The sequence below is a fragment of the Micromonospora sp. WMMD723 genome (genome assembly GCF_049863385.1).
Taxonomy (GTDB): domain Bacteria; phylum Actinomycetota; class Actinomycetes; order Mycobacteriales; family Micromonosporaceae; genus Micromonospora; species Micromonospora wenchangensis.
In genome coordinates, this window is sequence record NZ_JBMKNR010000009.1 from 1 (window position 1) to 11,621 (window position 11,621).

An 11,621-nucleotide genomic window follows, 5' to 3' on the forward strand; every position below is an offset into this window, starting at 1 on the left:
GTCGCCGAGTCCCGCATCGACCCGCTGGAGACGTTCGGCGTCCTGCCCGCCGAACCGATGCCGTACTTCGGCTGGGGTGACCTTCCCGATCAGTACGGGCGGCGTTGGGACGCCGACGACAGCGAATCGTCACCGCCGCAACCGCCGTCCCGACCATTGACGGACCTACCGCCACTCCTACCGTGGTGGGGGCCGCAAGAACGCAGCCGGTAGCGACACCACAGCCATCCGGGTCTACTCCTGGTGGCCCACCCGCACGCCGGCCTGGACTTGCGCTCCGGGCACCGCACTCAACCCGGAGAACACTGCTGTCCTCGGTTCGTCGCGCTCCGGACCGTTGCTCCCGCGGTCACCGGCCGGGCCGGCCGGCCTGGTGCCACGGCACTCCCCGCGGCCGGCCCGCCCTGCCAACTCCGCGCCCACCAGACCATGCACGTTCCGCCCGCACCCAGTATAATGGTGTATAGTAATTGTAGCATCGGGGATGGCGAACCCCCGGCGGCAGCAAACCACACGGGAGTTCACATGCCGACCCGCCCGAACACCGGACCCACACCGACAACCCCATGTCCGCTCGACTCGGATGACGACCTCGCGCGGATACTCGATCGCGACGGCCGATGGCGGCTCTTCCGAGACAACAACCCGCACGGCCTCCGGCTCGATGCCCACGGAAGCCAATGGAGCCTCACCCGGGAGCACTACACCCGGGCCACCACCGCCAGCGGCGAACGATGGGAACTGGTCGGCGAACCCTCGCCGATCTGCCTCGGCGGTTGGGACACCCAACGCCAGGAATACGTCGCCCGCCGACTGCCCGCCGGCACGGTGATCGCCAGCGGCGACACCCAGTACGGGGTCCTGGCTCGCGCCGCTCGCCGCTGCCTACCGAACGCGCGGCATCCCACGAGGTCCGGCGGGTAGGGCAGGTGAAGTCACACAGCGACGATCCAGGCGGCGACCGGGGGGTTAGTTTGGCGAACTCCCCCCGGCCGCCTGGCGTCCGACGCCACACAGGCCCCAAGAGCCATCACCGCCGGACACGTGCCCGCCATCGTACGACAGCGTCTGCACACGCTTGCTCAACGTGACCCGCCAACCCACCCGGCACCCGGCCATCCGGTCCACCACGCGGCGCGTACGGCATCATCACCTCATGCCCACCCGCTCCCCCGACCCCGATCTCGTCAACCGGGCCGAAGCAGCAGCGATCCTCGGCATCTCCGTCAGCCGCCTCGACCGGCTGTACCACGATCGCTCCACCACCGGCTTCCCGTCCCGCGCGGACGACGGCCACTCGTGGCACCGCAGCGACATCACCCGGTACCGGCCTCCGGCGGAGCAGGTCACCCGAAGCGCCCAGGCCAGCATCGACCGCTCCGGCGACCCCGACGAGCTGGTGGACGCCGCCACGGCAGCTCAGATCCTCGGCTACCGGGAACGCAGCGCCCTGCACGGCAACAACCCGGTGTGGCTACGGCTGAAGGAATGCGCCGACGACGTTTCGCTGACCCCCGGCGGGCGCATTCGCAGGCGCTGGAAGCGCAGCACCGTCTGGACCATCGCCGAGAGCCGCATCGGTAGAGGAGGCACCAGAGCGACTGCGGGCCGTCCGGCCGGCACCCCCGCCGGGCACCCCGATCGCTCCGGCGACCCGGACGAACTCGTCGGACGAGCCGAAGCCGCCCGGGTGCTCGGCTACAGCCACCCCAACGCCCTCCCACCGCAGGCCTTGGACCGCGCCGACGAGCAGAGCACCGGGCCGAGTGGACGCCGCCGGCTCCGCTGGCGGCGGAAAACCCTGTGGACCATGCTCGACGAGCGCGGCGCCTGAGCACACCGCCGTCACAAGCCCATCCGCCGGTACGCGCCACAGCCATCCGGCCTCACCGCCACGGCCCTGGCGGGCCGCATAACCGGAAGCGGCCTGCGGCCGCACTGTTCGAAACCCCTCCTTCCAACGGTGGGGCCGGGACAGGCTAGCGGCGTGCTCGCTCCGGTCAAGTCCGGGCGCGGCTCGGAAACATCATGCACACCCCGCATGATCTTTCCTCGAAACCCCGCGCCCGAACTTGACCTCCACTGCGCGCGCCACGGTCGAGCAAGCTCGCCCCCACCGCCGAAAGAAGTGGGGGGCGCATCAGCTGCCGACCCCCGCACCGTCCGAGGCGCAGCCGGCGGGCCCGCACATCATGACCGTCTGAAAAAGCCCGCCGGCAGAGGCGAGCAAACCCGTAATGATGTATAATAATAGTTGTTCAGGAGGGGACGGCGAACCCCCTCCGGACGCCACACAAACCCGAGGAAAGAGGGTTCATGAGCAGGCACGACCTCACACCCCTACCGCAGTTCGCGCGCCACGAAGTGGCCGTCGGCTGGGACCGGCCGCTGCGCACGTACTTCGCCGTCGTCACGGACCCCGACATCGACGACGAGACCGCCGAAGGCGCAACGCCCCTGCACCTCGGAGCAGCCGAACAGGTCACCGACCCGGCCGTGATCATCGAAGCCGTCCGCCCGTACGCCCACATCCCCGACGACCTGCACGCCACGTTGCAGGCGGATCGCGACCGGGAGGGCCTGGGACACTCGAACCACCACGTCTTCTTCACCACCCCGGAAGACACCAGAACTGCCCCGCCGTCGCACTGCCCGACGCAGCAACACACCGGCAACCTGCCCGAACGTCCAGAACCGAGCCGACACGAGAGCACCGACAGCCGGCAACCGCTCGCCCTGCTACACCGGCCCACGATCGGCGGACTCGTCGTACCGTGGATCACCGTCCAGATGCCGGACGGCCGCTACCGGTTCGGTGCAATCGACGGGCACCGCCTCATGGCATGCCTGCACAACCAACGCTGCCAGATCTGCGGCCGGCCGACCCACTCACCGTTTGTGTTCGCCATGCGCGACGTCGACATCGCCCGTCTCATCGCCCCCGAACCGCCGATGCACGCCGAGTGCGCCACCTACAGCGCCACCGCCTGCCCGATGCTCGCCGGCAGGATGCCCAGATACCGCGATGACCAGGCAGGCAACCCCACCGCCTCCGGCGACCCGGACAGCGCCCGCGCCGGGCACCCGGCACACCCGTGGCACCTGCTCTGGGCGAAGGCGTACCGCCCAATCGTCGACCTACGCACGCAACAGCCGGCCGCACGGATCGCGCCCGGCGACGTCCTCCGCGTCCGGCCCATAACAGAGCCGACCACCTGAACCACCACCTGCGGAGCCCGGCGGTGAACCAACTGCGACCGCCGGGCCCCGCAGGTGACCAACCTCCACCTCGAGGACGCCGCGTCGCCAACGAAGGTCGCCCAGAGTGGCTGGACGACCACACCGGCCCGGCAGCGGGCACCCGCGCGGTGAACACCTGGTCGACGACACGCACCAGCCCAGCGACCAACCAAGGTTGCTGTATAGAAACAACATTTTTTGCGGGACGGCGAACCCCGCACCAACACCACACACCCCAGCCAAGGGAGTAGTCCATGCCGAGATCGGCCACTCTCGCACTCCTGTTCAGTACGAGTTGCTGTTGCCTCCTGCTCATCGCGTACAGCCTGCGGCTACGCGGCCACCTGGCCGCCGCCCGCCACGAGGCCCGCCACGACGAACTGACCGGCCTCCCCAACCGCCGCGCCATGCTCGCCCACCTCGACCACGTGCTCAGCAACCCCGCCCACCGGGTCGCCGTGCTCCTACTCGACCTCGACCGTTTCAAGGACGTCAACGACGAATACGGCCATGCCGCCGGAGACTTCGTCCTCCGCCACGTCGCCGTCGCACTCGTCCGAGCCGCACCACCCCGAACCATCGTCGGACGGATGAGCGGAGACGAGTTCCTCATCATCGTCGACGGTGACGCCGACACCGCCCGCTCCTGCGCCCAAGCCGCCGCCAACGCGCTCGCCAACGCAACGATCACACTGCGCTGGCAGCCATTCCACTGCCACGCCAGCATCGGCCTCGCCGCCGCCGGCCCCGGCCACCGGACCCCAACCGAACTCCTGGCACAGGCAGACGCCGCCATGTACGCGGCCAAGCAGGCAGGCGGAGGCGTCCGCGAATACCACCCAGACCTGACCGACCTCAGCACGCGCACCGACAACGACCGGCGGCGCTTCCGATAAGCCCCCGACCCGACGTTGCCCGGCCGCGTGCTGTGGCCGGGCAACGCGGATCAGCGCCACCGCGCCGGACACCGCCGCTCCCGCTCTCCCTCACACGCAAAGGACATCGCCGTGAGCGCTCTCCGCCCCGCCGAACGCGTCATCATCGTCCACGTCTGCCAGGACTGGGCAGCCACGTACCACTCCGGGCCACTGAGGCTCACCATCAACGACACCGTCCGCTACCTCAGCGACGGACACCTGGAAGACCTCACCGCGCGCCACGGCCGAAAGGCCATTTGGCAGGCCGTCGCGGCACACCTCCAAGACCACCCCGACACCCTGACCACACCCCGCACCACCGCCCAACAACGCGACAAGCGCCAAGCCGAACGCGACGCCCGCGCCGCCGCACACCTCGACGCGGCCCGCCACCACCACCGCCAGGAACTCCCCTTCGAAGCCCTCGCGCTCATCGACCGCGCAGAAATGTGCTCGCCCCGGTTCACCAACTTCGACAAGTACCGGACCACCGTCCACCGCGAGTTCCCGCCGGTCGTCGCCACCCACATCGACGGAACCGACCTGCGATACCGGCACACCCTTCCCGTCGTCAGCCCCGTCCCCGGCGCACCCGTCGCCTACCACGGGACGCGCCAACGGCTATGGGTCTACCCCGGAAGGCAGGTCATCGAAGGACCCTGGCCCGCCGTAATCCCCGAGCAGTGCACCGCCCACGAAACGGCCAGCCGCTGGCTCGCCCACCACACCGTCCTGGTGTGCACCGAATGCGGACTCGACATGACCTGACCGAACACCGGTCAACCACCAACCGCCGCACCGGCGGAGGACTCCCCACCTGACACCGGACCCACGCGTGGTGCAGCGTCCTCCGCCGGAGCGCGGCCCCGACGTCGCGACACCACCGCCCCCGTCTGCGCGATCCGCTCCCGCACCACCTTCCCGTCAAAACCACGCCGCAGCGCCCGCACCCTGCTCACGTCGACACCCGCCAACTCAGCAGCCAACCCGTCGTCACGGAGCACCGTCGCCAACACCACCACCGACAGCTCATGCGCTGCCCTCGCCTCCTGCACCTCCCCGTCGAGCCTCGCCAGCACCTCACGACGCCGCTCCACCACGTCCGCCAACGCCGCCCCTGCCTGCTCGGCCGCCCGCACCGCGCGCCGCTCCACCTCCTGCCGCGCCCGAAGAGCACGAACCGCGTCATTCCCCGTTCTACTCGCCATACGACGACCGTAACGACCACCCATCGTCAACGACACAGCCTCCACCACAGGAATCTGCCAATTCGTTCGAATGCAGCCGCAATCCCAGGAGCCACCCTCGATTCCCACTCGGACAATCCGCACCGCCTGCCACCTGCGACAACAACCGAACAACCGCACTTTGCAATTCTCAAGGCGATACACCCTCTTGCATTCTTCCCCCCAGCAATGAAGTTGATCTTCTACGGTTTCAGCATGTTGTCCATCACGAGGATCTCGCCCGGCAGCGGATACCGGTACGTGATGGAGCAGGTCGCGGCCGGCCGGCATGACATGCGCGCCCCCACCGACAACGGTCCGACCCCCTACTACGTGGACCCGACCGCCCGAGGCGAGAGCCCCGGCTGGTGGGCCGGTGACGGTGCCGCCGTGCTGGGCATGAGCGGCCCGGTTGCCGAAGAACAGATGCGGTTCCTCGTCGGTCAGGGCCGTCACCCTCGATCCGGCAACCAACTGGGGCAGCGGTGGCGCACCTACGCACCGCAGACCGATGCGACCCGGGCTGCCGCCGCCCAGCGCGCGCTCCTGGCTCTCCCGAACGACGCGACGATCGAACAACGCGACAAGGTCTGGCACGACGCCATGACCGCACCGGAACGCAGGGCGGTGTCCGCCTTCGACGTCACCGTGTCACCGGTCAACAGCGTGTCGCTGCTCTGGGCATTCGGCGACGCCGAAGTCAAACGGGACGTCATGGCGGCGCACCACGCCGGCGTCCGCATGGTGCTCGACCACCTGCAACGACACGGTGCCTACGCCCGCGCCGGGGCTGGTGGCGTACGCCAGCTCGACACCGCCGGCCTGGCCGCCATGGTCTTCGACCACCGACTCAGCCGTGAACGCGACCCACAACTACACGCGCACATCGTGGTCAGCGCCAAGATTCTCGCCCACTCCCACGACGGGACGACCCAATGGCTCGCGCTCGACGGCCGCGCCTTCTACCGGGCAGCGATCGGCGCCCGTGTCGCCTACGAACGCGCGATCGAAGTCGAGCTACACCGACGACGCGGGATCACGTTCGCAGCCCGCCCCGACTCCGGCATCCGGGAGATCGTCGGCATCAGCGACGAGTCCATCCGCCACTACGCCAAGCGCCGCACCGCCATCACCCAGGCGATCCGCCGGCAGGCGAACCCGCAACACCGGATGTCCTCACGCCACTGGCGGACCCGGGCGCAGGATGCCACCCTGCGTACCCGCCGACCGCACAGGGGCGCAGAGTCGACCGACGACGCCGTACGCCGGTGGCGCGCTGAAGACCGCAGGCACGGCCTGGACACCACCGGCCAAGTCCGCCGACTCCTCGCCGGCCGGGCCCGCGACACGACCGCCGTGACCGCTACTCGCGTCCTCCAACTGGCCCGACGTACCGCGGATGCCCCGGACGCAGTCGATGAGGCGATGCTGCACGACGCCGTCGTAAGGCTGGGCGTACCGCCCGCTCACCGCGCGCGAGTCCTCGCCGCCGCCGTCCGCGCCGACGACCGAATGGCCGTCGCCCGCGCCGTGCACACCCTCAGCCGAGAGCGTGCCGTCTTCACCCTCGACCACCTCGAACTGGCCATCGGCAGGGTCCTCGACATCACGACCGGCGAGTCGCCCGCCGACGACTGGCGACGGGTCCAACGCCTCGCCGTCGCCGCCATCACCGAGCAGAGCGCCGGCCTGCGGGTCCTCACCCCGCCGGCACTCGTGCAGTGGGGACCGGCCCTGCAACGCGGCAGTGACCGGCACAGCGAATACACCCGACACCGGGACCTTCACCTCACCACCCGCAGCGTCCTCGCCGCCGAGCAACAGGTCATCACCTACGCCCGGCAACGAGGTGCACGCCCCGTACCGGCCAGGGTCATCGACGCCGTCATCGACCAGGCCGAATTGACCGACGAGAAGGCAGAGATCCTGCGCTTCCTCATCGGAGACGACCGCCGCGTCACCGGCGTCATCGGCCCCGCCGGAGCCGGAAAGACACATCTGCAACGGGCCGTCGTCGCCGCTGCAGCCGGCGCCGACGTACCCGTGCTCGGCCTCACCACCAGCCAGTCCGCCGCGAACCTCCTCGCCGACGCCACCCGCCAACCCGACGGCACCACCCTGCGTACGGAAAACATCGCCCGGTGGTTCCACGCCCAGCGTCGGCCACCACCCGGATCGGTGACCCGCGACTGGCGGTTCGCCCCCGGACAGTGGGTCATCATCGACGAGGCGTCGCAGGTCTCCAGCCACGACCTGGCCCGCCTCACGGTCCAACTCGACCAGGTGCGCGGAAAGCTCATCCTCGTCGGCGACCCCCAACAGACCTCGGCCGTCGGCCCCGGCGGGCTCCTGCGCTACCTGGCCACCCTCGGAGTCACCCGCTCTCTCACCCATGTGCACCGGTTCACCCACCCCTGGGAAGGCCCGGCATCCCTGCGGCTACGCCGCGGCGACCCCACCGTCCTCGCCGAATACGACGAGCGCGGACGTCTGATCGGCGGACACCGCGATGACCTCATCGCCCAGATACTCCCTCGCTGGCTCGCCGACGTCACCTCCGGATACCACAGCATGATCCTCGTTGACACCAACGACGAGGCTGTCGCCGTCGCGGAGCGCGCCCGGGCGCTGCTCATCGCCGCCGGTCGCGTCCAACCCGGCCCGACGGTCCGCCTCCGCGACGGAGTCGCCGCCAGCGTCGGGGACATCATCGTCACCCGACGCAACGACCGACGGATCGCCGCCGGCCCCGACTACGTCACCAACCGGGATCAGTGGCGCATCGACACCATCACCGACGACGGGCAACTCCACGTCACCAATGTCCTGACCGGAACCGCCGCCGTACTACCCGCCGCGTACACCATCCGATACACCCACCTTGCCTACGCCCAGACCGCCGACTCGGCGCAAGGGCAGACCGTGGATACCGCCCGCGCGCTCATCGACGACAACACCTCACTGGCCCGGGTCTACGTCATGCTCACCCGCGCCCGCACGCTCAACGAGGCGTATGTCGTCACCGACGATGAACCGCGCGAGGGAACACCGTCCGCCCCGCCGACCGCCCGCGTCGCCGTGCTCGCCGACATCATGCGCCGGGTGATTCCAGACCGCTCCGCCACCGAGACCGAACAACAACTCTGGGCTGACATCGACGCGCTGTACAGCTGGACCCCGGTCTTCGACGACCTGCTCGCACGTGCCCGTCTACCCGCGTACCTCGCCACCGTCGAGCAGCTCCACGGCCCCGCGCTCGCCGACCAGCTCAGCCGCGACCTCGCGCTGCCGGCGCTCATCAGCAAGCTCACCACCTACGCCACCGCCGGCCACGAGCCTCACGAACTGCTCCGCCGTGTTCTGCGTGTGCGCGAGCTGGACACCGCCGACGACATCGCCGCCGTCCTGTGCTGGCGGCTCGACCAGCTCATGCGGCACACCACCGCCGACCCCACCATCGCCGAGCGCGCCGACCAGTGGCGTACCCACACCGAACGGCTTCCCGACGGTCTCACCGGTGACGTCGGTGATGCGCTCCACCAGGTGGCCGCGATCTGCGACCGCCGCAGCAAAGCGCTCGCCCACCTCACCGCCGAAACCCGGCCCGCCTGGAGTCTCGCCCTCGGCGACGTCCCCGCCGACGACGCCGGCCGACGCCAATGGCTCACCCGGGCGGGTGTCGTCGCCGCCTACCGCGACACCTACCGACTCAGCAGCGCGCATCCCATCGGCTCCGAACCGCCGAGCAACGACATCACCCGATGGAACGCCTGGCACCGCGCCCGGCTCGTCCTCGGTGCCGCCACCCTCGCCGGGCGACTCACCACCGCGTCCGACGCTGAACTCGCCCGTCTCGTCACGGCACTGCACGCCACTGACCGCGCAGCCCCGGCGTATGTCGGCGATGAACTGCGGGCCAGTCACCGCGCACTCACCGATGCCCAACGCCACCGCTACGACCTCGCGCAGCAACTCGTCACCGTCGAAGAGAACCAGCACGCTGCCGGCAGCTACGTCCAGCGGTTGCAGCCGCGCTGGTGGCATCGTGGCGCACCGCGTGCTCGAAGACTGGCGGCCCAGCAGAGCCTGAGTGCCTACGCCACGACGGTCGCGATCCAGGTAGGTCACCTGCAAGGGGAGCTCAACGCTACCGATCGTCAGATTCTGGACCTCAGCCGATGGATAGCCAGCGTCGAGGCTGACCACGCCGTATGGAAGCTCTGGTATGACGGGGCTCTTCCGACGCGCTACGCCGGGCTTGCTGCCGCTGCTGAACAAGCCCGGCGTGCCGTCAGTCGCAGCAGTCATCTTGCCGGTGCAGTATCTGCCACCACGGCCCGTATCCAGGCCGTCCACGACACCCGCCCAGCACCTCACAGCAGGCCCGTGCCTGAACACCTCCGTCAGCACGCGCATGACGCACGACACCGCAGCACTACCGATCCCCAAAGCACCGAGACGGACGTCGACTGAGAGCGTTGTGATAAAGGGACGTGATCTTCGTCGACTGCGCCACAGATCTTGAATGGTCAGGTTCGTCCGATGTGGTCTGCGTGACGACGTTGGGTCGGGGTAGATCGATGGGATGAGTTATCCCGATGGCGGTGGGTTGTCCGCGCGGGGCGGGCGAAGCGTGAGGCGGTGCGGCGGCTGGCCGACGCCTTGGAGCAGGGGCCGGTGGCGCACGGCTTCGGCGTTGATCAGCGGTGGACCCTGGCGCGGGTGTCGGACCTGATCGCGGGGATGTTCCGTACCCGGTACACCCTGCGCGGCACCGCGAACATCATGTACCGGCTCGGCTGGTCGGTGCAGATGCCCAAGCATCGTGCAGTCGAGCGGGACGAAGCGGCGATCGTCACCTGGCGGCGGGAGGCGTGGCCGGCGGGAAAGCGGTAGCGGCGCAGCGGCAGGCGTGGCTGGTCTTCGAAGACGAGGCCGGCCAGACGCTGCGCCCACCGAAGGCACGGACCTGGGGACGACGCGGCATCACCCCGGTCGTCTCGGTCACCGGCAAAAGGATCCGGGCGCGTCTCGATCGCCGGGTTGACCTGTTACCGGCCCGGACGGCGGTCGCGGTTCATCTACCGCACGATCGTGCACCGGGGCCGTAAGAACGAGCGGCGCAACTTTCGCGAGCGCGACTACATCGCCCTGCTGGATGGCGCTCACCAGCAGCTCGACGGGCCGATCGTGTGCGTGTGGGACAACCTGAACACCCGCGTCTCCGTCGCCATGCGACAGATGATCGACGCCCGGGACTGGCTGACCGTGATCCGGCTACCGGCCCACGCCCCGGACCTGAACCCCACCGAGGCGGTGTGGTCCCACCTCAAACGCAGCATCGGCAACCTCGCCGTGACCGGCCTTGACCACCTCCAGGCGTTCATCAAGAACCGACTCAGAGAGCGTTTCGCATGTCTGTCAGTCGGGTGTGTTGAGGGTGCGGCGTTGTTGGCGGGTGGCGGGTCCGCCTCGGGTAAGACGGGCGAGCATGCCGGCGATCGCGGCCCAGCGGATCATGGCCTCGGAGGTGGCGGGGCGGGTTTCGTAGTCGCGGGCCAGGCGGCGGTGGGCGGTGAGCCAGGCCAGGGTCCTCTCCACCACCCAGCGGCGGCGGTGTACGACGAATCCTTGCTGGTCGGCGGGTTTGCGGATGATCTCCAGGGTGGTGCGCAGGATGTCGCGGGCCCAGTCGACCAGACGCCCGGCGAACCCTGAGTCGGCGAACACGTGCCGGATCGGCGTCGCCATATAGGTGGCGAGCAGGGCGCCCTTCGCGCCGTCGCGGTCCTGCCACGACGCGGCCAGGACCCAGACGGTCACCAGCAGGCCCAGGGTGTCGGTCACGATGAACCGTTTGCGGCCGTTGACCTTCTTCCCGCTGTCGTAGCCACGGGTGTCGGAGTGCACGGTGTCCGCGGCGCGCACGCTCTGGGAGTCGATGATCCCGGCGGTGGGCTGCGGCTGTCGGTCGTGGGCCAGGCGGACCTGCTCCCGCAGTTCGGTGAGGATCCGATCGGTCACACCCCGCCGGTTCCACCGCTGGAAGTGGGAGTACACCGTCTGCCAGGGCGGGAAGTCCACCGGCAGGTACCGCCACGCGCAGCCGGTACGCACCACGTACAGGATGCCGTCGACGATCGCCCGACGAGGATGCTTCTCCGGTCTGCCCATCCACTGCGGCGACGGCAGCATCGGCTCGACGAACGCCCACTCGGCATCGGTCAGGTCAGACGGG

At 69.5% G+C, this 11,621-nt stretch carries 9 protein-coding genes and 2 pseudogenes; 9 read left to right on the top strand and 2 right to left on the bottom strand.

Annotation, left to right across the window (positions count from 1 at the left end):
- From ACN261_RS32375 to ACN261_RS32400, 6 genes and pseudogenes are all read left to right on the top strand, one after another.
- A pseudogene (locus ACN261_RS32375) lies at positions 1 to 213 on the top strand (IS1096 element passenger TnpR family protein); the annotation flags it as partial.
- A 312-nt stretch (positions 214 to 525) separates the two neighbouring features.
- Positions 526 to 924: a hypothetical protein gene (locus tag ACN261_RS32380; RefSeq protein ID WP_425853783.1), complete on the top strand. Its 399-nt coding sequence runs from the start codon at positions 526 to 528 to the stop codon at positions 922 to 924.
- A gap of 232 nt (positions 925 to 1,156) precedes the next feature.
- Positions 1,157 to 1,834 (top strand): hypothetical protein, encoded by a 678-nt coding sequence (locus tag ACN261_RS32385; RefSeq protein WP_425853784.1) that lies wholly within the window; start codon positions 1,157 to 1,159, stop codon positions 1,832 to 1,834.
- Between the two features lie 482 nt (positions 1,835 to 2,316).
- Positions 2,317 to 3,219 (top strand): hypothetical protein, encoded by a 903-nt coding sequence (locus ACN261_RS32390; RefSeq protein ID WP_425853785.1) that lies wholly within the window; start codon positions 2,317 to 2,319, stop codon positions 3,217 to 3,219.
- A 275-nt stretch (positions 3,220 to 3,494) separates the two neighbouring features.
- The gene (locus ACN261_RS32395) at positions 3,495 to 4,136 is read left to right on the top strand and encodes a GGDEF domain-containing protein (RefSeq protein WP_425853786.1); all 642 of its coding nucleotides are present in this window, start codon (positions 3,495 to 3,497) and stop codon (positions 4,134 to 4,136) included.
- Between the two features lie 111 nt (positions 4,137 to 4,247).
- Complete coding sequence (locus tag ACN261_RS32400) at positions 4,248 to 4,925, top strand: hypothetical protein (RefSeq protein ID WP_425853787.1); 678 nt, start codon at positions 4,248 to 4,250, stop codon at positions 4,923 to 4,925.
- A gap of 11 nt (positions 4,926 to 4,936) precedes the next feature.
- On the opposite strand, the gene ACN261_RS32405 is transcribed toward ACN261_RS32400, so the two are convergent.
- Entirely contained in the window at positions 4,937 to 5,365 is a 429-nt protein-coding gene (locus tag ACN261_RS32405) for a hypothetical protein (RefSeq protein ID WP_425853788.1), read from the bottom strand.
- Positions 5,366 to 5,572: 207 nt separating this feature from the next.
- Between ACN261_RS32405 and mobF the strand changes: the two genes are divergently transcribed.
- From mobF to ACN261_RS32420, 3 genes and pseudogenes are all read left to right on the top strand, one after another.
- Positions 5,573 to 9,856: a MobF family relaxase gene (mobF, locus tag ACN261_RS32410; RefSeq protein WP_425853789.1), complete on the top strand. Its 4,284-nt coding sequence runs from the start codon at positions 5,573 to 5,575 to the stop codon at positions 9,854 to 9,856.
- A gap of 168 nt (positions 9,857 to 10,024) precedes the next feature.
- Positions 10,025 to 10,279, top strand: a complete 255-nt coding sequence (locus ACN261_RS32415; RefSeq protein WP_425853790.1) for a helix-turn-helix domain-containing protein — start codon at positions 10,025 to 10,027, stop codon at positions 10,277 to 10,279.
- 198 nt (positions 10,280 to 10,477) lie between these two features.
- Positions 10,478 to 10,720: pseudogene (locus tag ACN261_RS32420) on the top strand (transposase); the annotation flags it as partial.
- 84 nt (positions 10,721 to 10,804) lie between these two features.
- Here the strand turns inward: ACN261_RS32420 and ACN261_RS32425 are convergent.
- The coding region (locus ACN261_RS32425; RefSeq protein ID WP_425853791.1) for an IS5 family transposase at positions 10,805 to 11,621 on the bottom strand (817 nt) is incomplete at its 5' end.

Excerpts from the sequence above, each read along its gene's own strand:
- ACN261_RS32380 (WP_425853783.1), top strand. The coding sequence starts at position 526 with ATGCCGACCCGCCCGAACACCGGACCCACACCGACAACCCCATGTCCG.
- ACN261_RS32385 (WP_425853784.1), top strand. The coding sequence starts at position 1,157 with ATGCCCACCCGCTCCCCCGACCCCGATCTCGTCAACCGGGCCGAAGCA.
- ACN261_RS32390 (WP_425853785.1), top strand. The coding sequence starts at position 2,317 with ATGAGCAGGCACGACCTCACACCCCTACCGCAGTTCGCGCGCCACGAA.
- ACN261_RS32395 (WP_425853786.1), top strand. The coding sequence starts at position 3,495 with ATGCCGAGATCGGCCACTCTCGCACTCCTGTTCAGTACGAGTTGCTGT.
- ACN261_RS32405 (WP_425853788.1), bottom strand. The coding sequence starts at position 5,365 with ATGGCGAGTAGAACGGGGAATGACGCGGTTCGTGCTCTTCGGGCGCGG.
- mobF (WP_425853789.1), top strand. The coding sequence starts at position 5,573 with ATGAAGTTGATCTTCTACGGTTTCAGCATGTTGTCCATCACGAGGATC.